Below are 24161 nucleotides of genomic sequence, written 5' to 3' on the forward strand. Positions count from 1 at the left end.
CATGGTGTGTTTTCCTTAACGTACTTTCAAAGTCGCTAGACCAATCAGTACCAATACAATTGAGATAATCCAGAAGCGAACAATCACGCGAGGTTCTGGCCAACCTTTTAACTCGTAGTGATGGTGAATTGGTGCCATACGGAAGATACGTTGACCACGCAATTTGTATGAACCAACCTGAAGAATTACCGACAATGTTTCCATTACAAACACACCGCCCATAATCACCAATACAAATTCTTGGCGAACCAATACCGCGATAGTACCTAATGCACCGCCTAGTGCTAGTGAACCCACATCACCCATAAAGACTTGCGCAGGGTAAGTGTTAAACCATAAGAAACCTAAGCCCGCACCAACAATTGCGGTACACACCACCACCAGCTCTGACGCATACGGTATATGAGGAATATGTAGGTAATTCGCGAAGTTTACGTTGCCCGTAGCCCAAGCAATCGCAGCAAAACCTGCTGCAACCAGCACTGTCGGCATGATCGCTAGACCGTCTAGGCCATCCGTTAAGTTAACGGCGTTACTGGTACCAACGATAACAAAGTAAGTCAGCACAATGTACATCAAGCCCAATTGCGGCATCACTTCTTTGAAGAAAGGCACAACTAGCTGCGTAGCCGCGGTGTCTTTACCGTGTGCGTAAAGTGCAAACGCGACAACTAGCGCAATTGCTGATTGCCAGAAGTACTTCCAGCGTGCAATCAAACCATCGGTATTTTTACGTACTACCTTACGGTAGTCATCCACAAAGCCCACTGCGCCGTAGCCACCGAGTACAAAAATGACCGCCCACACGTATGGATTAGATAAATCTGACCACAGTAGTACAGTGATGATAATAGAAGAGAGGATCATGATACCGCCCATCGTCGGCGTACCACGTTTGCTAAAGTGCGACTCTGGCCCCTCATTACGTACCACCTGACCGATTTGCAGCATCTGCAAACGACGAATCATACGTGGCCCCATCCATAGTGAGATACCTAGCGCGGTCAATACGCTAACAATCGCGCGGAACGATAGGTATTCAAACAAACGGAAGAATGAGAAATATGGCTGTAGCAGCTCTGCAAGCCAAATGATCATGAATACATCTCCTTCAAAGCAGCGGCGATCTTGCTCATGCCCGCACTATTTGCGCCTTTAACCAATAGAGTTTGAGGCTCAGAATGTTGCGAAATACGCTGCTTAATAAACTCAATCATAGTGTCGTGAGTATCAAAGTGAATGCCTTGGCAAACCTCGCTAATCGCTTTGGTATCTTCGCCGTAGGTCAACACATACTCAAAATTAAATGGGGCTGCATGTTCCCCGACTTGGCGGTGAAGTGCAAGACTTTCCTCGCCTAACTCTGCCATGTTACCCAAAATGAGCCAATGAATGCCGCTAAATCCAGCTAATAGGTCAGCCGCTGCCTTCATGGCAGGCACACTCGCATTATAGCTATCATCGATCAGTTTTATTTTATCGCTAAGTTCAATCGCCTCTACGCGACCTTTCGCTTGGCTTGGGTTCGCGAGACCTGATGCAATCAGGTCTAAATTTGCACCCAGTTCAACAGCAAGCGCCGTCGCTGCTAAAGCATTCGCCACGTTATGCTGACCAATAATGCCGAGGTGAATTGATTTAGAACCAAGTGGTGAATGCAGGTTAAATGACGCTTCACCTAACTCATTTAGGCTAATATTGTCAGCGTAGTAATCAGCACTGCGATCAGTAATCGAGAACGTTTTTACCTGTTTATCTGCCAATGCTTGCTGCCAGTAATCACCGCCATGGCTATCTAAATTAACAATTGCCACGCCACCCGATTTAAGACCTTGGTAGATTTCGCCTTTAGCTTGTTTAACGCCATCAATCGAACCAAAACCTTCTAAGTGCGCTGCAGCAACATTGTTCACCATTGCTACATCTGGCTTAACTAATTCTGAGGTATAAGCGATTTCACCAATATGGTTTGCGCCAAGCTCAATCACCGCGAAATCATCTTGCGCAGTTGATCGAAGTAACGTTAAAGGTACGCCAATATCGTTATTGAAGTTACCTGCGGTAAACAACACTTGGCCTTGCTGAGCCATAATGCTGGCTACCATCTCTTTAACCGTCGTTTTACCACAGCTACCGGTAATCGCGACCGTTGGGGTCGCCGCTTGTTGGTGTACATACGCACCAATTTGGCCAAGCGCAATACGCGTATCCGCAACTACCAGCTGAGGGATATCGATATCTAAACGACGGCTGACTAATACTGCTGACGCACCAGCATCAACGGCTTGTTGAACAAAATCGTGCGCGTCAAAGCGTTCACCAATTAACGCCACAAACAGCGAACCGGATTCAATCTGACGTGTATCGGTCGATACCAACTCAATTTGGCAATCGTTGCCAACAAGCTCAGCATCAATCACTGGGCAAATTAGTTTCAAGCTAAATGAGATCATGCTGATAATCCTAGTAACTGCTGCGCTGATTCACGATCCGAGTAATGCACCGTCTCAGTGGCTAACACTTGGTAATCTTCATGGCCTTTGCCAGCCAGTAAGATGATGTCTTGCGGTGATGCATTATCTAGTGCGTATTGAAGTGCTTTGAAGCGTTCATGTTCAACAATCGCATTCTGAGGCGATTGCATACCCGCCAGCATATCTTGAATGATCTCTTGCGGTGATTCACTACGAGGATTGTCATCTGCGAGAATGACATGATCAGCTAATCGTTCGCCAATCTCAGCCATCATAGGACGTTTGCCCGCATCACGATCGCCACCGCAACCAAAGATGGCCCAAAGCTTTCCTTGGCAGTGAACACGCAGTGCCATTAATGCTTTTTCTAGCGCATCTGGCGTATGGGCGTAATCCACAACCACTTTCGCTTGAGCTTGGTTAGCAAATAGCTCCATTCGACCTAATACCGGGACAAGCTGTGTTGCCGTTTCAATCAACTGTTGCTTATCAATGCCTAATGCCAGCAAAGTCGCGAATGCAAGTAACGCGTTGCTGGCATTAAATTCACCAATCAAAGGAATGCGCAGCTCACCCGAGCCAAAACTGCCATCAAATTGGATATCAATGCCGGACTCTGAGTATTCCACTTGGCTTGCCCACACCGCGCGCTCAAACTCAGTCGATTTTAGAGAAACCGCTATCGCATTGTCGAGTCGAGCCATCCAACCATGACCCACTTGGTCATCCACGTTGATGATCGCTTGCTGGCATTGGTGTTGACTAAATAGGGAGAATTTCGCTTCGCCATATTCTTCCATCGTGCCATGGTAATCTAAGTGGTCACGACTTAAGTTGGTAAATACGCCTGCGACAAACGGCAGCGCTTTTACACGACCTTGAACAAGGCCATGAGAGGATACTTCCAGAGCGGTGTAATCCGCCCCTTGCGCGGCTAATTGTGCAATCGAACTTTGCACTTCAACAGCATTACCCGTGGTATTAGCCGCTGGCTGCAAATTATCAAGAAAACCATTACCAGTTGTGCCCATTACGGCTGCACGTTGGCCTACGAGATCTAACCACTGCGCAATCAATTGAGTGATGGTAGTTTTACCATTGGTGCCAGTGACGCCAATCAGTTGGTTGTTGTGTCCTGCGTATAAGCGACCAGCTAACTGAGACAAAATAGCACTCAAATCAGCGAGGTAAACCACCATTACGCCATCAATAATCTCGACTAAACCATGGGGTTTCTGGTCACACGCTTCGGCAATGACGGCATTCGCACCTTGCTTAACCGCGGAAGGAATAAATTTCCTGCCATCAACCGCATGGCCTTTAATCGCCACAAATGTGGTTCCATTGCCGACTTTACGGCTATCCAACTCTAGCGAGTGAACTTGAATTTTCGAACCTTGCAGCTCAAATGAAGGCTCAAGCCATGGCGCAAGTAGTTCTGATAGAGTGAGTCTTTTCGACATTCCTAACTCTCACTATTCCTGATTAAATCTGTTTTCGTCCGGTGCCACATTAAGGATCTGCAAGCTACTCTTCATAATTTCAGAGAAGACAGGGCCTGCTACAGAACCGCCGTAGTAATTATCGCCTTGGGGTTCATTCACCACGACAACTAAAGCAACCCGTGGGTCACTGGCTGGCGCAACACCGGCTGTATAGGCAAAATATTGATCGCCATAGCCACCCGCAACGGCTTTACGTGATGTACCCGTTTTAGCGGCCACGCGATAACCCGGCACAGCAGCTTTAGTGGCTGTACCTCCAGGCTGAGTCACCGTTTCTAGCATACCAAGTACCACTCGAGCATTATGCTCATCAATCACTTGGCGAGAAAAATCTTGCTGGTTGTTTTCAATGATATGAACTGGCTGATACTTACCGTAGTTTCCTAACGTCGCGTAAGCATGAGCTAACTGCAGCGGTGTAATGGTTAAGCCATAACCAAAAGAGAGTGTCGCAATTTCAAACTTCGACCAGCGACGGCGATTAGGGAAAATACCTTGAGTTTCACCGACTAAGTTTAAGCCTGACACTTCACCAAAACCGACCGAGCTATACATACCCAACAGCGCTTCTAATGGCATATCAAGTGCCAACTTAGCCACACCAATGTTACTCGATTTTTTCAAAATGGTGGTTAGGTCAGCTTTACCAACTTTAGAGACATCGCGCACGCGGCTGCCGCCAACCTGCATAATGCCGTGGCCTGTATCGATGATGGTGTTTTCATCCGCAGTGCCATTTTCTAGTGCGGCAAGTACCACAAACGGCTTAATGGTTGAGCCCGGCTCAAACGCATCGGTAATAACGCGGTTACGCATTTTCGCTGATTGCAAATCGGAGCGGTTATTCGGGTTATAAGAAGGTGCGTTCACCATGGCTAACACGGCGCCAGTTTTTACATCTAAAATAACCGCAGAACCTGACGTGGCACGATAATCGGCCACCGCCTGCTTAATCGCGCGATACGCGATCGCTTGAAGGCGCTGATCGACCGTAAGCTCTAATGGCTTACCCTCTTCACGCTCTTCTAAGGAAATGTTTTCTACTACGCGGCCATAGCGGTCTTTACGAATAATGCGTTTGCCCGCTTCACCAGTTAACCATTTGTCGTAACTGCGCTCGACCCCTTCTAAGCCGTGGCCGTCAATACCTGTCACCCCAACTAAGTGGGCACTAACTTCACCGGCTGGATAGTAACGACGAGATTCCGCTTTTAGACCAACCCCAGCAAGCTTAAGCTCACGAATGTAATTGGCCATTGCTGGGCTAACTTGTCGCTGGAGATAGATAAAGCGACGCTTTTTATTGGCGTTGATCTTATCTATCAACCCTTGGCGTTCTAGACCGAGTACATCAGCAAGCGCATGCCAACGGTCCACATCCTCTAGGCCACCTTTTTTGAAGATGGTGGCAGGATCGGCCCAAACCGCTTCAACTGGCACACTCACGGCCAACGCTTCACCATTACGGTCTGAGATAATACCGCGAGCAGAGTGTAGTGTTTTGGCGCGAATCGAACGCATATCGCCTTGTTTGATTAAATTATCGGGTTCGATAATTTGGATATAGCCAATACGCGCAACTAACGCGGCAAAGATGAGAAAGACAAAGAAAATAATAAGATAAAAGCGCCAACGAATCAGTTGTGGCGGCTCAGGCTGGGTCTGTTTAGCAGCAGGCTTAGCTTTGGTTGAACTCATGGTAAATCAATCACCACTTCTTTATCAGCATCAGGGCGCTTCATTTCCAGTTCTTGCTTGGCAAACTCTTGTACGCGGCTGTGCTCAGCCAATGCTGTTTCTTCTAACAACAAGTTGCGCCACTCGTTGTCGAGACGCTCACGCTCGACGAGAGCTTGATCTTTATCTGAAATGGCTTGTCTGGTGTGATGGGTAGTAAATACCACTCCCATAGCGCTAGCAAAAATAACCATCAGCATGAACAGCGGTAACTTGCCAACAGTGAGCAAGTCGACCGCGATGATTTTAGCTAGGTTAGGAGTGGCTTTTGACATGATGAATTACAGCTTTTCGGCAATACGCAATACAGAGCTGCGTGAACGAGTGTTGTGCTCGACTTCTTGCTTACTTGGCTTAATCGCTTTGCCGATTGGCTTCATATTCGCGCTACCAAGCTCTTTGATCTGAGCTTCAGTCAATGGAATGCCATGTGGCACTTCTGGGCCTTTGCTCTCTTTGCGAATAAAGCGTTTCACCATACGGTCTTCTAGCGAGTGGAAGCTGATAACAGATAAACGGCCTTCTGGCGCAAGAATACTTGCCGCGCCTTTAAGAGCGGTATCAATCTCTTCTAACTCACTATTAATGTAAATTCGAAATGCTTGGAAAGCGCGAGTCGCAGGGTGCTTTTTCTCTTTAAAGCTTTTTGGCGCAACATCTGAGATTAGTTTTGCCAGCTGGCCAGTACGAGTTAATGGTTCGTTCTCTTCGTTTTCACGATAAGCCACGATCCCCTTCGCGATACGACGGGCATGTTTGTCTTCACCAAACTCGCGGATTACCCAGGTAATATCATCAAGGTCAGCTTCCATCAGCCACTGAGACACAGGAATCCCGGACGTTGGGTCCATACGCATATCTAACGGGCCATCTTTCATAAAGCTAAAGCCACGCTCAGCATCATCAAGTTGCGGAGAAGAGACACCGAGATCAAGTAGAACGCCGTCTACCTTACCCACTAAGTTATAGTCCTTAGCGTATTCAGCCATGCCAGAGAAAGGGCCATGAATAATAGTAAAACGAGGATCGTCGATTTTATTTGCTTCTGCGATGGCTTGAGGGTCACGGTCGATGCTGTATAAGCGGCCATTTTCACCTAGCTGAGATAAAATGGTACGGCTATGACCGCCGCGGCCAAAAGTACCATCAATGTAAATACCGTCAGGTTTAATCGCTAGGCCATCAATGGACTCATGCAACAATACCGATACGTGTTTAAATGCTTCTGTCATAGTTATCTCTTCTCGCCGTCGCATTGACGCGCTTTAACTCTTCAGTGTACTGATTTAGTCGCTTATCGCCACCCTTGAACGCATGCATCACGTGACATTGCGCTAAGTTTATCGCTTGAGTTATTGTTTTCGTCAATAAAAAGCAAAAAACCCACCATAACCGTAGGATTATGGTGGGTCTCGAATAGGTGGAGTCGACGTATAAGCCGGGTTCTGTTCCGCTTGCGCGGCAGTAGCCATTCGTCTAGGCCAGCAATCGCTCACTGGCTCAAGCAACCTACCCGCCTCCTTACGCGAGCAACGCAATGTGGAGGCCTATTTGGTCTTGCTCCGGGTGGAGTTTACCCTGCAACGAACTATTGCTAGTCGTCCGGTGCGCTCTTACCGCACCCTTTCACCCTTACCTGATCCCTTGCGGGCCATCGGCGGTCTTCTCTCTGCTGCACTTGTCGTAGGCTTGCGCCCCCCAGGCGTTACCTGGCACCCTGCTCTTTGGAGCCCGGACTTTCCTCCCCTTTGTCAGTCTCCCGAAGGACGTCAACGCCAGTCTCCCAAAGGACTTCAGCGTCAGTCTCCCGAAGGACATCAACAAAGCAGCGACTACCCAGTCAACTCCGAGGGCGGATTGTATAGGGATTGCCTCACAGTGTCTAGCGAGATCACAGATATGATGTAATGCGCCGCTCAACTGCCGTGTTTTTGTACAAATCGACCATAGAGATTAATCTAGATTGTCTAATCCCCATTTGTACAATGCGTTTTTCTTCAAGTTGTAGATCTCTGCCGCCAAAGCCGCCGCTTTTTTCAATGGCAGCTCTTTGGTCAAGATTCCAAGAGTACGGGTCGCTTCTTCAGGTAAGCTCTCTTCAACGGTTTCACGATGACCATGAATCAGTAGTACCATTTCACCGCGTTGCTGGTTTTCATCTTGCTTAACCCACTCCACCAACTCACCCAAAGGCAAACCTTGGATGGTTTCAAATGTCTTAGTGATCTCGCGAGCAAGCACTACTTCACGCTGCGGACCTAAAATGTCGAGCATATCGGCTAATGAATCTAAAATACGGTGTGGTGATTCATAAAAGATACAAGTGCGTTCCACTTTCGCGATTTCAAGGAACTTATCTTTGCGGCCTTTGCTCTTAGGTGGTAAGAAACCTTCAAAACTGAAGCGATCAGATGGCAAACCGGATGCACTGAGCGCAGTAATCACCGCACATGCACCAGGAAGAGGAACAACTTTAACGCCCGCTTGACGACACTGAGAAACAAGATGGTAACCTGGGTCACTAATTAGCGGTGTACCAGCGTCCGATACAAGTGCAATAGACTGCCCTGAAAGTAATTTCTCAACTAATACTTGTGCTTTTTGTTGCTCATTGTGATCATGGAGCGGATAGGTTTTGGTGGTAATGCCAAAATGAGACAACAATTTACCCGTATGACGGGTATCTTCTGCAGCAATCAGATCGACACTTGATAGCACTTCAATCGCGCGTTGGGTAATATCACCCAAATTACCGATCGGAGTCGGTACAATATAGAGAGTTGGGATCTGTGCAGGTAAGGTTTTGTTATCTGTCATTTGTTTAGCATCACTTCAACGATTAATATAGACACAATTTTATACGGAATTAACGAAGAACTCATGGCCAAGAATAACCAAAAGCGATTAAGTGTATCACGCTTACTCACTCCTGTAGCCCTTGCAGTGACATTAGCGGCGTGTTCGTCTACTTCATCGACGTCAAACAACAATTATGTCGATATCACGCTCGATCCTGTTCAACCAGCGACTAACTACCTGATGCGTGCAGACAGCAGCGAAGGCAGTATTCAAAACGACTGGTTGATCATGGCGCTTAAAGCAGCGGTAAAAGCCAATGACACCCAGCAAGCTGAATTGCTTATCAAGCGTCTGTCTCGCCAATCTTTAACCGATAAGCAGCAAGCGGAGTGGCAACTTGCGCGCGCAACACTGCTGACAGACCAAGAGCAATACCAGCAAGCGCTGGAACTGCTAAACTTCCGCCCATCTTGGCGATTGGTTGATGAGCAGTGGCGTGAATACCATCAGCTAAAAGCTGACTTATTTGGTGAGCAGCAAAATTACTTTGAAGCCGCACGTGAGCTATCTAAATTGGCAGAGTATGAGTCTCGCGCCCAACAAGCTTTCATTGCAGAAGCGATTTGGCAGAACCTAACTCAATACCCAGAGCAACAAATCACTGAATTCTCTATTGATGTTAACGACTCTCAATTTGATGGTTGGCGCCAATTGGCAATTTATAACGCGACATTAGGTAGCAATATCAGCCAACTAAAAAACACCATTGAACAATGGTTGGCTGAAAACCCAACGCATCCGGCGGCAGAGTACACACCGCAATCGATTCAAGACATCTTAAACCTTGAGATATCTAAGCCACTCAATACCGCATTGCTACTGCCTTTGACAGGTAAGTTTGCCAAGCAAGCTGAGCTTATTCGCGATGGTTTCATCCTACAGATGATGAATGACTCTCAGCGCGATGCCAATGCAACATTGACGGTGATTGATACCAATACAACCAGTATTGAGGCTCTACAAGCTACCTTAACTGAAAAAGAGGTCGACTTTGTGGTTGGCCCTCTAGTGAAAGATAACATCACTAAGCTTAAGCAAACCCGCAACGCACAAGGCCAACCGCTGCCAATGCTTGCGTTGAACATTCCTGATGAATTAGAAACAGGAACTAGTGTTTGCTACCTAGCGCTTTCACCAGAACAAGAAGTTGCGCAAGCCGCTAAACACTTGTTTACGCAAGGCTACCGCTACCCGTTAATTCTTGCGCCGAAAAACCGCTTAGGCCAACGCGCAGTAGAAGCCTTTGATGAAGAGTGGAGCAAGTTCAGCAACAATAAAGTCGCTGTCAGCCTATTTACCGACAAACGTCAGCTACAAAAAGACGTCAACAATGCGTTTGGTCTTCAAGAGAGCCAACAGCACATCACTCAAATGCAATCACTACTGCGCATGAAACTTGAGGGCGAACCTCGAAGCCGTCGTGATGTCGATGCGGTATACATTGTTGCAGGTAGCTCAGAGCTGACACTGATTAAGCCGTTTATCGAAGTGGCGATTAACCCAGACACGACACCACCTAAGCTATTTTCTAACTCGCGCAGCAACAGCGGTCGCCAGCAATACGAAGATCTAACTGGTGTGATGTTCAGTGATATTCCGCTACTGATTCAACCAAATAGCGCTATCGAAGCACAAATGAACCAAATGTGGCCAAAAGGTTCTAATGCAGAGAAACGTTTACAAGCGCTCGGTATGGACGCTTACTTACTCATGGAGCAACTGCCACAAATGAAAGTGGTACACGGCTACAGTATCAATGGCAACACAGGCAAACTCAGCATTGATGAGCACTGTGTCGTGCAGCGTGAAATTAGCTGGGCAGAACATGGCAATGGGACTGCTGAGTAAGTTTCGGAAAGGCAAACTGTATGAGTCCGCAGCCGAGAGATACCTTAGTGGTTGCGGCCTCAAACTAATTGAGCGAAACTTCCATGCCAAAGGTGGCGAAATAGACCTCATCATGCGCGATGGCACTGCCATTGTGTTTGTTGAAGTTCGCTACCGCAACACAACTGATTATGGACACGCGGCTGAAACAGTCACTTATCGCAAACAGCAACGCCTCATTAAGGCCGCGAATGTTTGGCTAATGAAACAAGGCTTGTCCGTTTACACAACCGAGTGTCGATTCGATATAGTCGCTATTCATCAACAAGGCGACGATATCGAATGGATTAGAAACGCAATTACTCAAGGATAATCAATGCTCGAAAGCATTAAAGAAAGTTTTACTGAAAGCATTCAAATCCAAATCGCAGCGGCAGAAGCGCTGCCGGATGCCATTACCCATGCCGCTCAGGCGATGGTTTCAAGCCTGCTTAACGGCAACAAAATTCTTTGTTGTGGTAACGGCGGTTCTTCATCTAACGCGCAGCAGTTTGTCTCTTGTTTACTCAACCGTTTTGAAACTGAGCGCCCAAGCTTACCTGCAATGGCGCTTACGTCAGATAACACGACACTAACTGCCGTCGCCAACGACTACCACTACGAACAAATCTTCTCAAAGCAAGTGCGTGCGTTTGGTCAACCGGGTGATATTTTACTGGCGATCTCTACCAGTGGTAACAGCAAAAACATCATCAAAGCGATGGAAGCGGCGGTAACTCGCGACATGACCATCATTGCTTTAACAGGCAAGGATGGCGGTGAGATGGCTGGTTTGCTAGGCGAACATGATGTCGAGATTCGAATCCCTTCGCAGCGCACTGCTCGTATCCATGAAGTACACATGGTTACCCTACACTGCTTATGCGATCTAATTGACCAAGTTTTATTCCCAGCTCACGAAGAGTAACGAAATGAAATTATTAAAAGCCCTAATGCTTAGCGCAGTGCTCCTCTCAACCACGGGTTGTGCAGGCGTATTTGTTGCTGGCGCAGCGACGACGGTGAATCTTGTCACTGACACTCGCACCACCAAAGAAATTTGGAACGACAATAACGTAGAGTTTGAAGTCGCCGGTATCACCAACAAAGCCCCTTACCAAGGCCAAGTGCGAATCACTGCCAGCTCATACCGTGGCACAGTAGTATTGATGGGACAGTCGAAAGACGAGCAGCTTTTAGAACAATTTATCCAGCAAGCTCGCGAAGTGAAAGGCGTGAACCAAATTCACAACCAAGTTCGTATTAAAGAGCCGCTATCTCTTGGCCAAATCAGCCATGATAGTTGGATCACAACCAAGGTAAAATCGGCACTACTTACCAATGAAGAGCTGAACGGCATTAAGGTGAAAGTGATCACTGAAGATAAAGAAGTATTCTTACTTGGCTATGTTTCCCGTCATCACGGCGAAGTTGCCACAGAGGTTACACGTAATATCTCCGACGTAAAACAAGTGATTAAGGCTTTCCAATACGGCGATTAATCCCGCTCATCGGATACAAAAAAAGCAGCGTTTAACGCTGCTTTTTTTATTACTCTTTGACTACTTAACCACTCGTAAGCTCGGGCGACCTTTTGGTCGAGGCGGCTCATCGTCGGGCGTCGTAGAGTCTGACTCAGATTCTGCTTCGGTAGCAAGAGAAAGAGACGATGATGGCTCTTCGACTTCGTCGATAAACTCATCTTCAATTTCATCAAACTCTTCCATATACGCTTCTTCTGGCTCAAACATAGTACCAGCGCCGTTTTCACGCGCATAGATAGCTTGAACCGCATACAGAGGCACAATCACAGTATGTGGGCGGCCACTGAAGCGAGCGTTGAAAGTAATCTCGTCATCACCAAGCTGTAAGTTACCCACAGCGCGAGGAGCGACGTTCAGAATAATTTGTCCGTCTTGGATAAACTCTTCTGGTACACGTACACCTGGCAGTGTTGCGGCAACAACAAGATGAGGCGTTAGATCGTTGTCCACCAGCCAATCATAAAATGCACGAAGCATATATGGTCGGCGTGGTGTCATATTAGCAATATCCATTAGCTCGAAATTAACGAACTAGACGCATTTCGCGCTCAGCTTCTGTTAGAGAAGCTAGGAATGAATCACGCTCAAATACACGGTTCATGTATACTTTAAGCTCTTTAGAACCAGGGCCAATTAGGTCGATACCTAATTGTGGCAGACGCCATAGTAGTGGCGCTAGGTAACAATCGATCAAGCTGAACTCTTCGCTCATGAAGTATTCGTACTCAGCGAATACAGGGCCAAGAGTAAGCAGGTCGTTACGTAGTTTGTTACGTGCTGCTTCTGACTCTTCAGCTGTGCCGTTAACGACTTTCTCAGCTAGCGAGTACCAGTTCTTTTCAATACGGAAAATCATCAGGCGGCTGTTACCACGAGCAACAGGGTAAACCGGCATTAGAGGTGGATGAGGGAAACGCTCATCTAAGTACTCCATGATGATTTTAGAGTCGTAAAGTGCAAGTTCACGGTCAACTAGAGTTGGTACCGTTTTGTATGGGTTTAGCTCAATCAATTCCGCAGGTAAGTTTGCTTCATCAACTAACTCAACTTCTACGCTTACGCCTTTTTCGGCTAGTACAATGCGTACCTGATGGCTATACATATCAGATGCACTTGAGAATAGAGTCATTACGGAACGTTTATTGGCAGCTACAGCCATGGAGCCCTCCAGCACACTTACAGAAATAAAAAACAATGGAGGCTCAGCCTCCATTGTAAACAGTCAAATATGGTAATTAGCACGGTATGATAGCATAATTAATGCACATCACGCCAATACTCTTTCTTCAATAGCACCACAAGTATTGTGAAGATCACTAAGAAGCCCATCACCCACCAGCCCAGCGCATGACGCTCAAGCTTAACTGGGTCTCCTGAGTATTCGAGGAAATTTACCAAATCTCGTACCGCATCGTCGTACTCTTCTTGGTTTAACTCCCCAGTACCGTCAGACTCCACTCCGACAATCACTTGCACGGTTTCACCGTCGACCTCTTTTTCACCATAAACAGGCATTGGAATACCTTGTAGCTCTTCCAATACATGCGGCATACCAACACTTGGGAAGACTATATTGTTTACACCAAACGGGCGAGCTGGGTCAGCGTAGAATGAACGTAAATAGGTATAGAGCCAATCCGTACCTCTTACGCGCGCAACCAGAGTAAGATCCGGCGGCGGAGCACCAAACCACTGTGCCGCTGATTTATCTGGAATGGCATTTTCCATTAAATCACCCACTTTGGCGTTAGGGTCAAAGATAAGATGCTCTTTCATCAACTCAATCGGGATACCGATATCACGCGCAACACGTTCATAGCGCTGATATTGAGTTGAGTGACAACCAAAACAGTAGTTCATGAACAACTTAGCACCATTTTGCAGTGACGCTTGATCGCTGAGATCGTTGTTGGCTTTATCTAAAGGTACGTTTGCGCCCGCAGCCATGGCTAAAGATGGCAACAAAGCAAATAGCATTACAATCCACTTTTTCATTTGAATGTCACCCTCTCTGGTAATGGCTTCGTTGCTTCATTTTTGCTGTAGAAGAACAGCAGTACGAAGAACATGAAATACCCCAAACTAAAGATACGAGCGAGCAAGGTATACAAATCCGTTGCAGGCAACGCCCCAAGAATACCGAGTGCGATGAAGCTAATAGTGAATTGAATAATATTGAGTAAGTGGAACTTACTGCGATAACGATATGAACGTACCTTACAACGGTCTAACCATGGTAGTAAGAACAACACCACGATCGCACCGCCCATTGCCAATACCCCTAGCAATTTGTCAGGTACCGCACGCAAGATGGCGTAAAACGGTGTGAAGTACCATACCGGAGCAATATGCTCTGGCGTTTTAAGTGGGTTCGCCGCTTCAAAGTTTGGTGGCTCAAGGAAATAACCACCCATTTCTGGGTTAAAGAACAGCACATAGCAGAACAGGAATAAGAATCCTGCGACACCAATCAAATCTTTTACCGTGCCATAAGGGTGGAAAGGTATCGAATCGATAATGTCGTATTTCTTGGTGTAGTAATCATGGAACTTAAACTGGGTTTTATAGTTTTCGCCCATCGAACCTTTCGGGAGTTTGGTTTCAATCCCATCAGGGTTGTTTGAGCCCACTTCGTGCAGCGCCAAAACGTGCAGCACAACCAGTAACAGCAGAACAATCGGTAGCGCAATAACGTGTAAGGCAAAGAAACGGTTGAGAGTCGCGCCTGAGATTACGTAGTCACCACGAATCCAAAGCGTCAGATCATCACCGATCACTGGGATCGCACCAAATAGTGAGATGATAACCTGCGCGCCCCAGTAGGACATCTGTCCCCATGGTAGTAGATAACCCATGAAAGCTTCTGCCATCAGCACCAAGAAAATCAGCATACCGAAGATCCACAGTAACTCACGCGGCTTTTGATAAGACCCGTAAATCAGGCCGCGGAACATGTGCAGATAGACCACAACAAAGAACGCCGATGCCCCTGTTGAGTGCATGTAACGCAGCAACCAACCGTACTCAACATCACGCATGATGTATTCAATTGAAGCAAATGCGCCATCTCCCGACGGCACATAGTTCATGGTGAGCCATATCCCAGTAAGAATCTGATTCACCAACACCAACATCGCCAGTGAGCCAAACAGATACCAAAAGTTAAAGTTCTTTGGCATTGGGTATTCCGACAAATGCTTTTTATAAGCATTCATCGCAGGTAAGCGTTTTTCAAACCAATCGAGTAGTGCTTGCATTATGCTTCTCCCTCTTCATCCAAACCTATGATGATCTTGGTATCACTTAGGTACATGTGTTTGGGAACGACTAGGTTTAATGGCGCTGGGACACCTTGAAATACACGACCTGCCATATCGAACTTAGAACCATGACACGGACAAAAGAAGCCTGATTTCACACCTTGAACTTGTTCATTGAAACTGTCGGGTAAATAGGTAGGAGAACAACCAAGGTGGGTACAGATACCGACTGCAACGAAATATTCAGGTTTAATCGAGCGATAGGCATTTTGCGCATAAGTCGGTTGCTGTTCTTCACCAGAGGAAGGGTCACGCAATTGACCATCTAAAGCAGCCAGCGCATCAACAATTGCTTGAGGACGACGAACGACCCAAACGGGTTTGCCTCGCCACTCAACACGAACCATTTGGCCTTGTTCTAACTTGCCAATATCAACTTCTACCGGGGCACCAGCGGCTTTCGCTTTATCACTTGGGTTCCAAGATTTTATAAAAGGGACGGCGACCGCAGCTGCGCCTAACCCACCAACAACGGCTGTTGTTGCGGTTAGGAAGCGCCTGCGTCCGTTATTTAAGGGCGCATTGCTCATCCAGACATTCTCCCATTGGCTCCATATGGATGTTTGTTATTCCTTTTCTAAGAACATGGCTAACAAACTTATTTTTGTTGTATTTATCTGATTAAAAAATGATAAATAAAACCCTACTTTTTGACAAGGTAAAGCTACTTTTTTGTAACATTTATGAACAACAACGCCAAAGGCGTCACAAAAGAAAGGGTTTTTCAACAAGTATAGAATTCAGGAATGGGAGTGGGGAAAATTATCGGGATTTAGAAAAACAAAAAGCCTGGCATATAGCCAGGCTTTGAATCCACATCCAGCATAAGCTGAAAGCGATATCTTTGTAAAAAGATTAACGCTTAGAGAACTGTGGACGACGACGTGCTTTACGTAGACCAACTTTCTTACGTTCAACGCAACGAGCGTCACGAGTAACGTAGCCAGCTGCGCGTAGAGCAGGACGGAATGACTCATCGTATTCCATTAGAGCACGTGTGATACCGTGACGGATCGCACCAGCTTGACCTGAAATACCGCCACCTTTAACAGTAACGTATAGGTCTAGTTTCTCAGTTAGTTCAACTAGCTCAAGAGGTTGTTTAACAACCATGCGAGAAGTTGGACGACCGAAGTACTCATCAAGGCTACGCTTGTTGATTACGATGTTGCCGCTGCCTGGTTTAATGAAAACACGTGCAGCTGAGCTTTTGCGACGGCCAGTGCCGTAGTATTGATTCTCTGCCATTTTCGAAATCCCCGATTAGATGTCTAGTACTTGTGGTTGTTGAGCAGCATGGTTGTGCTCAGCGCCAGCGTAAACTTTTAGCTTACGGTACATAGCACGGCCTAGAGGACCACGTGGTAGCATACCTTTAACAGCTAGCTCTAGAACCATTTCTGGCTTACGATCGATCAGCTTTTCAAAAGTGATTGATTTTAGGCCACCTGGGAACTCAGAGTGACGGTAGTACACTTTGCCTTTAGCTTTGTTGCCAGTTACAGCAACTTTCTCAGCATTGATAACAACGATGTAATCGCCAGTGTCAACGTGAGGAGTGTATTCAGCTTTGTGTTTGCCACGTAGGCGAGATGCAATTTCACTTGCTAGACGGCCAAGAGTTTTACCTTCAGCGTCTACAACGTACCAGTCGCGTTTTACAGTTTCTGGTTTAGCAACGAAAGTTTTCATGCTAATAATAACCCGTTAAATTAATTTAAACTTAAAGGAGCAAATGCTCCCACTGTCTAAGAGCCCAGTCATCACCCCTTCGAGTGGTTGGCACTCTCGACCTCAATTTCGAAGTAACTTCGATATTAGGTCTGCAGTAACGGTGGGTCGCAGGATTATAGAGAAGTGAGCTGAAAAAATCACCTCTTTTTTTAACAAAAATCGGACTTTTAACCCTCTATCCCTGAAATAACGCCTAATGCAGCAAATATGTCTGTTATTCCTGCCCTAACCCAAGCGTATATTATTTATTTCTAATTAATTTATTATCTAACCTTAACCGATAAAGTTCTGCAATCAGCTAAGCAAGGTGCTCTCTGGCTAGATATTCGTGGCTTTGCATCTCGGTTAGTCGAGAAAGACAGCGTTTAAACTCAAACTCCAGCTGACCATTAGTGTATAGCTGCGCCATATCCACCTCAGCGGAAATAATGAGTTTGACATGACGCTCGTAGAATTCATCCACTAACGCAATAAAACGCCGAGCAGCATCATCCAAGGTATGCCCCATCTGTTTTACATCCGCCAACAACACGGTGTGATAGATTCTTGAAAGCTCGATGTAATCATTCTGACTGCGCGCCGTTTGGCATAACTGAGCAAAACTGGCATGCAATACACCATCGGTCGCTTTAATCACATCCAACTGGCGATGGTTAATCTCAATTTGCGAGTCGGAGGCCTTCCCTTCCCCCGCAAGCTGAACGTAATAGTGCTTTAGGTTGTCGCTGGCTTGCTGATCTAATGGGAAGTGGTAAATTTCAGCTTGCTCTAACGTGCGGAGCCGGTAATCCACGCCACTGTCGACATTCAATATTTGGCAGTTTTGCTCAATCAATTTAATCGCAGGTAAAAAGCGCGCTCTTTGTAAGCCATTTTTATACAAGTCATGCGGTAGAATATTGGAGGTCGCAACCAGCACCACACCGCGCTCAAACAAACACTCAAATAGCTTACCCAAAATCATCGCATCGGTAATGTCCGAAACAAAGAATTCATCAAAGCAGATGATCTCCGCTTCCTGTTTAAAAACATCAGCCACTTTTTCTAGCGGGTCGCTCACCTCTCCTAATGCAGAGAGCTCATCGTGGACACGGTGCATAAAGCGGTGAAAATGGACTCGCGTTTTTTTGTCTGTTGGCAAGGCATCGAAAAAGGTATCCATCAAGTAGGTTTTACCTCGCCCGACACCACCCCAAAAATAGAGGCCTTTTGGCGCTTGGGGCATTGCTGGCTTTTTACCTAACCATTTTTGCAAACGAGAGACAGGAACAACTGGAGTATTTAAATAGTCGATAAATTCACGATAAAGGTTATCTAAAGCCTCAACGGCCATGTGCTGAGCGGAGTCTTTTCGAAAACCGTTATTTTCAATATCGTTTTGGTAGATCTGTAATGGTGTCATTGGGCGGCCTTCTAAATTCTTCTTATATAGCTGTGTAGAGAAGACAAAAATAATCGACACGATAACCGTATGGATGTGGGTATTAGGTCACGCGCATTTTTCTTTATTGGATGAGTTTCTCATAGTACCATGTCGTATAAGCATGTGTAACCACCCGGTAAATAACATGTTAAATCACAATAATAAGGAGCAATTATGCCTTGGATTTATGCCCTTGTCGGTCTGCTTGTGGGTACTGTGTTAGGAATGATCATCTCGCGCCTTACTACCCCTGGATATAAAAAACAAAAGAGCGTTCAAAAAGAGCTTGATGCGGCCAAGTTTGAGCTAGAGCAGCAAAAACAAGATCTCACCGATCACTTTGCTCAAAGCGCAGAGATGCTTGATACGATTGGTAAAGAGTACACCAAGCTTTATCAACACATGGCTAAAACCTCTTCTGAACTATTACCAAAACTACCAGAGCAAGATAACCCGTTTGCCAAGAAGATTTCTGAAAGCAACGCGCAATCGGCTAACTCTCAATCTGATGATTCCAACTTAGATCAAGCGCCAAAAGACTACGCGTCAGGTGCGACTGGCCTGCTAAGAGAAGAGAAAAAAGAAATCTTAGATTCCGGTGAAGTCGTTACAGCTAAGGCCTCTTAGCCGCTGAATCTGTGAACTTTGTTCGGTTTTTCAAGTCATAACTTCTATAACAATGATTGGCTTCCCTATTCAACGAGTAGCGGAGGCCTTAATTGAGCCTCTTGGCGTTACTCCCCGTAACACTCAACAAAGGGCTTAATAAGTAGATCAGTACCAATAGGAGTTATGCAATGAAAAAGCAATTGCTTGCCTTAACAATTCTCTCTCTCAGTGTCAGTTCCGTTTTGACCACTCTCCCGGCCTCTGCAGCTATTCCTCCTGCAGTATCAGGCCAACAGCTCCCTAGCCTTGCACCCATGCTCGAAACAGTCACCCCTGCGGTTGTCAGCATTGCGGTAGAAGGGACACAAGTATCGAAACAACATATTCCTGAACAGTTCCGCTTTTTCTTTGGCGACGAGTTCCCTGTAGAGCAACTTCAAGAGCGCCCATTTCATGGTTTAGGCTCGGGCGTCATCATTGATGCTAAGCAAGGCTATGTGGTCACCAACTTCCACGTTATTCGCGGCGCAGAAAAGATTCGCGTCAAACTGGATGATGGCCGCGAGCTCGATGCAGAACTCATCGGCGGAGACGAGAAGGTAGATATTGCGCTGCTTAAACTAGAAAGCGCCAAGAACCTAACTCAAATTAAAATCAGTGATTCTGATGACCTACGAGTCGGTGATTTCACGGTGGCGATCGGTAACCCATTTGGCTTAGGTAAAACCGTTACTTCGGGTATTGTTTCTGCCTTAGGTCGTACTGGCCTCAATATCGAGAACTTCGAAAACTACATTCAAACCGATGCGGCGATAAACAGCGGTAACTCTGGTGGCGCGCTGGTTAACCTCAATGGTGAGCTGATTGGTATTAATACCGCTATCTATGGCCCTAATGGTGGCAACGTAGGCATCGGCTTTGCTATTCCTGCCAACATGATGAAAAACCTCACCGACCAAATTATAGAATTTGGTGAAGTGAAACGTGGCCTGCTTGGTGTGCAAGGTAGAGAACTTTCCCCTGAGCTATCAGAGGCGATGGGCTATGACTCAAGCAAAGGCGCATTTATTCAGCAAATCGTGCCTGACAGCGCTGCTGAAAAAGCGGGGCTGCAAGCTGGAGATATCATCACCTCGATTAATGGCAAAAAAGTGGATAGCTTCCTAGAGCTACGCGCCAAGATTGGTACCATTGGCGCAGGTAAGTCTGTCGAGCTTGGCGTATTCCGCGATGGAAAACACAAGACCTACAACATCACCCTAGGTGAGCAGATTGACATCAAGACTAGCGCGAAGAAACTTCACGATGGTTTAACCGGCGCTGAGTTAACCAATACCACCAGCAATGATGCAATTGCCGGGGTGAAGATTTCATCGGTAGCGCAAGGCTCGGCAGCAGAGGCTTACCAGCTACAAAAAGGCGATATCATCATTGGTGTAAACCGTCAGCGAGTAAAAAATCTCGCAACACTACGTAGCTTATTAGAGAAACAACCAAGCGTCTTGGCGCTGCAAGTTCAACGCGGCGAGCAAACGCTTTATATCGTTATTCGTTAGATTAATGAGACGTTGATTTCAAAGGGCAGTCCGTTATTGGTCTGCCCTTTTGTTATTTGCCCATCTAATGCTATTCTTCCCAGTTCAATAACTACCTAATTTATCTGAGGAAGGTATGCTCAATTTCCTACTGCGATCAGTTGCTCTCGGTCTTGCGACTGCTGTCCTGCTTTTGTTAGCAGTCCCTTCGCTGCGTTCCAATATCCTTCCAGAGAATATTACTAACCCAGTGACGAGCTTTGATTCACTGCAAGTGTCATTTAATGAAGCGGTTAGGCGCGCCGCTCCTGCGGTAGTTAACATCTATAGCCGAAAGTACACAGAGGAGGACCGCTCTAAGCTCTCAACTCAAGGACTCGGTTCAGGTGTTATTGTTAGCGAGAAAGGCTACATCATTACTAACTACCATGTGGTAGCGCAAGCCGATCAAATTATCGTGGCTTTGCAAGATGGTCGTGTGGCCGCTGCGCAGCTCATTGGTAAAGACCGCCGCACTGATATTGCGATACTACAAATCGAAGGCAGCAGCCTACCTGTTATCCCGCTAAACCCAGACTACAAAGCCAAAGTTGGTGATGTTGTACTCGCGATTGGTAACCCATATAACCTAGGCCAAACGACGACCTTTGGTATTATTTCTGCGACAGGTCGCTCTTCTATCAGCGCAGGTGGTCGCCAAGCCTTCATCCAGACCGATGCAGCAATCAATGAAGGTAACTCTGGTGGCGCTTTGGTCAACACGCAAGGCGAGCTAGTCGGTATCAATACCGCCTCTTTCCAACAAGCGACCGATTTTGAAACCTACGGCATCTCTTTTGCGATCCCTTATTCGTTAGCCAATCGAATCATGAATCGTATTATTGCCGATGGTCGTGTGATTCGCGGCTACATTGGTATTGATGGCCAAGACATTACTTCAGTGACTGCGCGACTACTAGGCAATGAACATATCGGCGGCATCGTGGTACTAGGCGTTGACCCGAATGGCCCTGCGGCGAATGCAGGTTTTGAAGCGCAAGACATTATTTTGAAAATAGATGGCCATAAAGTGAATGGTCGCCAAAGTGTACTTGAGATAGTGACTGATTTACGCCCTGGTACTAGCGTCGAAGTGTTGATACTCAGAAATGGCGAAGAGATAACTTTACCCGTGACGATTGAAGAAGATACTCGCGAGTAACGCTGCAAAAAACATAAAGCATAAAAAATCCCAGCTCACAGAGCTGGGATTTTTATTTCTATTTAGTCGTACTGTTATTCGTCTTCGCTTGATTCACTCGCGCCTTGCGCAGTTTCCACTTCAATACGAGTAACACGTTGCAGACCTCGAGGCAATAAGCCACCACGACGACCACGCTCACCGCGGAAGTTCTCTAAGTCACTAGCCTTCAGCCCAAGCTTACGTTTACCCGCATATAGGGTAACTGAGCAACCTTGTGGAATAGAGATAAGGTGCGAAACAATCTCTTCACGTTCCTTGGCTTTCGCAGCTGGAATGTTAATGATCTTGTTGCCCTTACCTTTACCTAGCTGTGGTAGTTCCTTGATTGGGAACAGCAGCATGCGGCCTTGGTTGGTGATAGCCAAGATTTCATCACTGTCTAAGTCACCAATGGTATGAGGTTCCATCACTTCAGAATTTTGCGGCAAGCTGACTAACGCTTTACCGCTCTTGTTCTTAGACAGTAAATCACTGCCTTTACATACGAAGCCATAACCTGCATCAGAGCCTATCAGCCATAGCTGATCTTCTTCACCCATGATCACTTGGCGAATCGACGTACCTGCATTGATGTTCAAGCGGCCTGTAATTGGCTCACCTTGGCTACGCGCAGAAGGTAACGAGTGTGACTCAAGTGAGTAGCTTCGACCATCACTGCCAAGGAATACCGCTTGCTGGTTACTCTTACCGCGCGCTGAGGCAAGGAATTTATCACCAGACTTGTAATTGAGGTTTTCAGCGTCAACGTCATGGCCTTTGGCATGACGAATCCAACCTTTATCAGAAAGAACTACAGTAATTGGTTCACTTGGTACTAGGTCACGTTCTGTTAGCGCTTTCGCTTCAGCACGTTCAACCAATGGTGAACGACGGTCATCACCGTATTTCTCAGCATCCGTTTTGATTTCTTTCTTCAGTAGCGTGTTTAGACGACGCTCAGAGCCAAGTAGCTGCTCTAGCTTCTCACGCTCTTTTTCTAGCTCGTCTTGCTCGCCACGAATCTTCATCTCTTCTAGCTTCGCTAGGTGACGAAGTTTAGTATCTAAAATTGCATCCGCTTGAATATCTGTAATGCCGAAACGTGCCATTAGAACGGCTTTCGGATCGTCTTCCGTACGGATGATTTCAATCACTTCATCAAGGTTTAGGTAAGCAACTAACAAACCTTCCAAGATGTGTAAACGCGCAAGCACTTTGTCTAAGCGGTGTTGTAGACGGCGACGTACAGTGGTACGACGGAACTCAATCCACTCAGATAAGATTTGAACTAAGCCTTTCACCTGTGGGCGATTATCAAGGCCAATCATGTTCAAGTTAACACGGTAGTTACGCTCTAAGTCCGTTGACGCAAACAGGTGGTTCATCAACTGTTCGCTGTCTACACGATTGGAACGAGGCACAACGACGATACGTGTTGGGTTCTCGTGATCCGATTCATCACGCAAGTCGTCAACCATCGGCAGTTTCTTCGCACGCATTTGGTTGGCGATTTGCTCAAGCAATTTCGAACCCGATACTTGGTGTGGCAAAGAAGTGATAACGATATCAGAGCCTTCTTTGTGCCATACCGCGCGCATCTTAATGCTGCCACGGCCAGTACGGTAGATTTTTTCAAGCTCCGCTTTTGGCGAGATAATTTCCGCTTCTGTTGGATAGTCAGGGCCTTGAACAAAGTTCATCACATCTGACAGTTCAGATTTCGGATTATCAATCAGGTGAATCGCCGCTTCCGCCACTTCACGAACGTTGTGAGGTGGAATGTCAGTAGCCATACCTACCGCGATACCCGTAACGCCGTTCAATAGGATATGAGGCAAGCGCGCTGGCAACATTTGAGGCTCTTTCATCGTGCCATCAAAGTTTGGTTGCCATTCAACCGTGCCTTGACCTAGTTCGCCTAGCAATACCTCAGCAAACTTAGACAATTTTGCTTCGGTATAACGCATTGCTGCGAACGACTTCGGATCATCCGGCGCACCCCAGTTACCTTGACCATCTACTAGTGGGTAGCGGTAAGAGAATGGCTGAGCCATTAGCACCATTGCTTCGTAACATGCTGAGTCACCGTGTGGGTGATATTTACCCAACACGTCACCAACCGTACGCGCTGATTTCTTGTATTTTGCTGCCGCTGATAAGCCCAGCTCAGACATCGCGTAAATGATACGACGTTGAACCGGTTTTAGACCGTCACCAATGTATGGTAACGCGCGGTCCATGATCACGTACATTGAGTAGTTTAGATAAGCGTCTTCAGTGAACTTGCGCATTGGCAACTGTTCAACGCCATCATAAGTAATTTCTGTCGACAT

Annotated in this window: 23 protein-coding genes and 1 other RNA gene; 7 read left to right on the plus strand and 17 right to left on the minus strand. The window is 46.6% G+C overall.

Annotated elements, in window-relative coordinates; all coding sequences use genetic code 11:
• Positions 1 to 15: 15 nt before the first annotated feature.
• The 8 genes from mraY to rsmI all read right to left on the minus strand — a co-directional run bounded on the left by mraY (position 16) and on the right by rsmI (position 8533).
• Entirely contained in the window at positions 16 to 1098 is a 1083-nt protein-coding gene (mraY, locus tag MU515_RS07395; RefSeq protein WP_260259787.1) for a phospho-N-acetylmuramoyl-pentapeptide-transferase, read from the minus strand.
• Positions 1095 to 2453, minus strand: a complete 1359-nt coding sequence (locus MU515_RS07400; RefSeq protein WP_260259788.1) for a UDP-N-acetylmuramoyl-tripeptide--D-alanyl-D-alanine ligase — start codon at positions 2451 to 2453, stop codon at positions 1095 to 1097. The genes mraY and MU515_RS07400 overlap by 4 nt, the downstream gene beginning before the upstream one ends.
• A complete protein-coding gene (murE, locus tag MU515_RS07405) occupies positions 2450 to 3937 on the minus strand; it encodes a UDP-N-acetylmuramoyl-L-alanyl-D-glutamate--2,6-diaminopimelate ligase (protein ID WP_260259789.1) in 1488 nt (495 codons plus the stop codon). Before murE ends, MU515_RS07400 begins: the two co-directional genes overlap by 4 nt.
• A gap of 12 nt (positions 3938 to 3949) precedes the next feature.
• Entirely contained in the window at positions 3950 to 5677 is a 1728-nt protein-coding gene (locus tag MU515_RS07410; protein WP_260259790.1) for a penicillin-binding transpeptidase domain-containing protein, read from the minus strand.
• The gene (gene ftsL / locus MU515_RS07415) at positions 5674 to 5991 is read right to left on the minus strand and encodes a cell division protein FtsL (RefSeq protein WP_285892398.1); all 318 of its coding nucleotides are present in this window, start codon (positions 5989 to 5991) and stop codon (positions 5674 to 5676) included. The genes MU515_RS07410 and ftsL overlap by 4 nt, the downstream gene beginning before the upstream one ends.
• A gap of 6 nt (positions 5992 to 5997) precedes the next feature.
• Complete coding sequence (gene rsmH, locus MU515_RS07420) at positions 5998 to 6948, minus strand: 16S rRNA (cytosine(1402)-N(4))-methyltransferase RsmH (RefSeq protein WP_260259791.1); 951 nt, start codon at positions 6946 to 6948, stop codon at positions 5998 to 6000.
• A gap of 186 nt (positions 6949 to 7134) precedes the next feature.
• An RNA gene (rnpB, locus tag MU515_RS07425) (RNase P RNA component class A) lies at positions 7135 to 7564 on the minus strand.
• A gap of 105 nt (positions 7565 to 7669) precedes the next feature.
• Positions 7670 to 8533, minus strand: a complete 864-nt coding sequence (rsmI, locus tag MU515_RS07430) for a 16S rRNA (cytidine(1402)-2'-O)-methyltransferase (protein WP_260259792.1) — start codon at positions 8531 to 8533, stop codon at positions 7670 to 7672.
• Between the two features lie 63 nt (positions 8534 to 8596).
• Between rsmI and MU515_RS07435 the strand changes: the two genes are divergently transcribed.
• From MU515_RS07435 to MU515_RS07450, 4 genes are read left to right on the plus strand one after another with little or no spacing between them, the layout of a single operon-like run.
• A complete protein-coding gene (locus MU515_RS07435) occupies positions 8597 to 10423 on the plus strand; it encodes a penicillin-binding protein activator (RefSeq protein WP_260259793.1) in 1827 nt (608 codons plus the stop codon).
• Entirely contained in the window at positions 10407 to 10775 is a 369-nt protein-coding gene (locus MU515_RS07440) for a YraN family protein (RefSeq protein WP_260259935.1), read from the plus strand. Before MU515_RS07435 ends, MU515_RS07440 begins: the two co-directional genes overlap by 17 nt.
• A gap of 3 nt (positions 10776 to 10778) precedes the next feature.
• Positions 10779 to 11369, plus strand: coding sequence for a phosphoheptose isomerase (locus MU515_RS07445; protein ID WP_260259794.1), 591 nt, complete (start codon positions 10779 to 10781; stop codon positions 11367 to 11369).
• A gap of 4 nt (positions 11370 to 11373) precedes the next feature.
• Positions 11374 to 11943 carry a BON domain-containing protein gene (locus MU515_RS07450; RefSeq protein WP_260259795.1) on the plus strand — a complete coding sequence of 190 codons (570 nt, stop codon included), beginning with the start codon at positions 11374 to 11376 and terminating at the stop codon, positions 11941 to 11943.
• Between the two features lie 60 nt (positions 11944 to 12003).
• On the opposite strand, the gene sspB is transcribed toward MU515_RS07450, so the two are convergent.
• The 8 genes from sspB to zapE form a co-directional block, all read right to left on the minus strand.
• Positions 12004 to 12498 (minus strand): ClpXP protease specificity-enhancing factor, encoded by a 495-nt coding sequence (gene sspB, locus MU515_RS07455; protein ID WP_260259796.1) that lies wholly within the window; start codon positions 12496 to 12498, stop codon positions 12004 to 12006.
• A 10-nt stretch (positions 12499 to 12508) separates the two neighbouring features.
• On the minus strand, positions 12509 to 13144 hold the full coding sequence (gene sspA, locus MU515_RS07460) for a stringent starvation protein SspA (protein ID WP_260259797.1): 636 nt from the start codon (positions 13142 to 13144) through the stop codon (positions 12509 to 12511).
• Between the two features lie 98 nt (positions 13145 to 13242).
• The gene (locus tag MU515_RS07465) at positions 13243 to 13980 is read right to left on the minus strand and encodes a cytochrome c1 (protein ID WP_260259798.1); all 738 of its coding nucleotides are present in this window, start codon (positions 13978 to 13980) and stop codon (positions 13243 to 13245) included.
• On the minus strand, positions 13977 to 15242 hold the full coding sequence (locus MU515_RS07470) for a cytochrome b (protein ID WP_260259799.1): 1266 nt from the start codon (positions 15240 to 15242) through the stop codon (positions 13977 to 13979). The genes MU515_RS07465 and MU515_RS07470 overlap by 4 nt, the downstream gene beginning before the upstream one ends.
• The gene (gene petA / locus MU515_RS07475) at positions 15242 to 15835 is read right to left on the minus strand and encodes a ubiquinol-cytochrome c reductase iron-sulfur subunit (protein ID WP_260259800.1); all 594 of its coding nucleotides are present in this window, start codon (positions 15833 to 15835) and stop codon (positions 15242 to 15244) included. The genes MU515_RS07470 and petA overlap by 1 nt, the downstream gene beginning before the upstream one ends.
• Before the next feature lie 325 nt (positions 15836 to 16160).
• Positions 16161 to 16553 (minus strand): 30S ribosomal protein S9, encoded by a 393-nt coding sequence (rpsI, locus tag MU515_RS07480; protein ID WP_038866232.1) that lies wholly within the window; start codon positions 16551 to 16553, stop codon positions 16161 to 16163.
• 15 nt (positions 16554 to 16568) lie between these two features.
• The gene (gene rplM / locus MU515_RS07485; protein ID WP_260259801.1) at positions 16569 to 16997 is read right to left on the minus strand and encodes a 50S ribosomal protein L13; all 429 of its coding nucleotides are present in this window, start codon (positions 16995 to 16997) and stop codon (positions 16569 to 16571) included.
• Between the two features lie 340 nt (positions 16998 to 17337).
• The gene (gene zapE / locus MU515_RS07490; protein ID WP_260259802.1) at positions 17338 to 18441 is read right to left on the minus strand and encodes a cell division protein ZapE; all 1104 of its coding nucleotides are present in this window, start codon (positions 18439 to 18441) and stop codon (positions 17338 to 17340) included.
• A gap of 195 nt (positions 18442 to 18636) precedes the next feature.
• Between zapE and zapG the strand changes: the two genes are divergently transcribed.
• The 3 genes from zapG to degS all read left to right on the plus strand — a co-directional run bounded on the left by zapG (position 18637) and on the right by degS (position 21807).
• Positions 18637 to 19089 carry a Z-ring associated protein ZapG gene (gene zapG, locus MU515_RS07495; protein ID WP_260259803.1) on the plus strand — a complete coding sequence of 151 codons (453 nt, stop codon included), beginning with the start codon at positions 18637 to 18639 and terminating at the stop codon, positions 19087 to 19089.
• 170 nt (positions 19090 to 19259) lie between these two features.
• On the plus strand, positions 19260 to 20627 hold the full coding sequence (locus tag MU515_RS07500) for a Do family serine endopeptidase (protein WP_260259804.1): 1368 nt from the start codon (positions 19260 to 19262) through the stop codon (positions 20625 to 20627).
• 115 nt (positions 20628 to 20742) lie between these two features.
• Positions 20743 to 21807, plus strand: a complete 1065-nt coding sequence (gene degS, locus MU515_RS07505) for an outer membrane-stress sensor serine endopeptidase DegS (RefSeq protein ID WP_260259805.1) — start codon at positions 20743 to 20745, stop codon at positions 21805 to 21807.
• 74 nt (positions 21808 to 21881) lie between these two features.
• Here the strand turns inward: degS and parC are convergent, their stop codons facing one another.
• On the minus strand, positions 21882 to 24161 hold the full coding sequence (gene parC, locus MU515_RS07510) for a DNA topoisomerase IV subunit A (protein ID WP_260259806.1): 2280 nt from the start codon (positions 24159 to 24161) through the stop codon (positions 21882 to 21884).

The sequence above is a fragment of the Vibrio intestinalis genome (assembly GCF_025195085.2).
Lineage (GTDB): Bacteria > Pseudomonadota > Gammaproteobacteria > Enterobacterales > Vibrionaceae > Vibrio > Vibrio intestinalis.

Excerpts from the sequence above, each read along its gene's own strand:
- mraY (WP_260259787.1), bottom strand. The coding sequence starts at position 1,098 with ATGATCATTTGGCTTGCAGAGCTGCTACAGCCATATTTCTCATTCTTC.
- MU515_RS07400 (WP_260259788.1), bottom strand. The coding sequence starts at position 2,453 with ATGATCTCATTTAGCTTGAAACTAATTTGCCCAGTGATTGATGCTGAG.
- murE (WP_260259789.1), bottom strand. The coding sequence starts at position 3,937 with ATGTCGAAAAGACTCACTCTATCAGAACTACTTGCGCCATGGCTTGAG.
- MU515_RS07410 (WP_260259790.1), bottom strand. The coding sequence starts at position 5,677 with ATGAGTTCAACCAAAGCTAAGCCTGCTGCTAAACAGACCCAGCCTGAG.
- ftsL (WP_285892398.1), bottom strand. The coding sequence starts at position 5,991 with ATGTCAAAAGCCACTCCTAACCTAGCTAAAATCATCGCGGTCGACTTG.
- rsmH (WP_260259791.1), bottom strand. The coding sequence starts at position 6,948 with ATGACAGAAGCATTTAAACACGTATCGGTATTGTTGCATGAGTCCATT.
- rsmI (WP_260259792.1), bottom strand. The coding sequence starts at position 8,533 with ATGACAGATAACAAAACCTTACCTGCACAGATCCCAACTCTCTATATT.
- MU515_RS07435 (WP_260259793.1), top strand. The coding sequence starts at position 8,597 with ATGGCCAAGAATAACCAAAAGCGATTAAGTGTATCACGCTTACTCACT.
- MU515_RS07440 (WP_260259935.1), top strand. The coding sequence starts at position 10,407 with ATGGGACTGCTGAGTAAGTTTCGGAAAGGCAAACTGTATGAGTCCGCA.
- MU515_RS07445 (WP_260259794.1), top strand. The coding sequence starts at position 10,779 with ATGCTCGAAAGCATTAAAGAAAGTTTTACTGAAAGCATTCAAATCCAA.
- MU515_RS07450 (WP_260259795.1), top strand. The coding sequence starts at position 11,374 with ATGAAATTATTAAAAGCCCTAATGCTTAGCGCAGTGCTCCTCTCAACC.
- sspB (WP_260259796.1), bottom strand. The coding sequence starts at position 12,498 with ATGGATATTGCTAATATGACACCACGCCGACCATATATGCTTCGTGCA.
- sspA (WP_260259797.1), bottom strand. The coding sequence starts at position 13,144 with ATGGCTGTAGCTGCCAATAAACGTTCCGTAATGACTCTATTCTCAAGT.
- MU515_RS07465 (WP_260259798.1), bottom strand. The coding sequence starts at position 13,980 with ATGAAAAAGTGGATTGTAATGCTATTTGCTTTGTTGCCATCTTTAGCC.
- MU515_RS07470 (WP_260259799.1), bottom strand. The coding sequence starts at position 15,242 with ATGCAAGCACTACTCGATTGGTTTGAAAAACGCTTACCTGCGATGAAT.
- petA (WP_260259800.1), bottom strand. The coding sequence starts at position 15,835 with ATGAGCAATGCGCCCTTAAATAACGGACGCAGGCGCTTCCTAACCGCA.
- rpsI (WP_038866232.1), bottom strand. The coding sequence starts at position 16,553 with ATGGCAGAGAATCAATACTACGGCACTGGCCGTCGCAAAAGCTCAGCT.
- rplM (WP_260259801.1), bottom strand. The coding sequence starts at position 16,997 with ATGAAAACTTTCGTTGCTAAACCAGAAACTGTAAAACGCGACTGGTAC.
- zapE (WP_260259802.1), bottom strand. The coding sequence starts at position 18,441 with ATGACACCATTACAGATCTACCAAAACGATATTGAAAATAACGGTTTT.
- zapG (WP_260259803.1), top strand. The coding sequence starts at position 18,637 with ATGCCTTGGATTTATGCCCTTGTCGGTCTGCTTGTGGGTACTGTGTTA.
- MU515_RS07500 (WP_260259804.1), top strand. The coding sequence starts at position 19,260 with ATGAAAAAGCAATTGCTTGCCTTAACAATTCTCTCTCTCAGTGTCAGT.
- degS (WP_260259805.1), top strand. The coding sequence starts at position 20,743 with ATGCTCAATTTCCTACTGCGATCAGTTGCTCTCGGTCTTGCGACTGCT.
- parC (WP_260259806.1), bottom strand. The coding sequence starts at position 24,161 with ATGTCGACAGAAATTACTTATGATGGCGTTGAACAGTTGCCAATGCGC.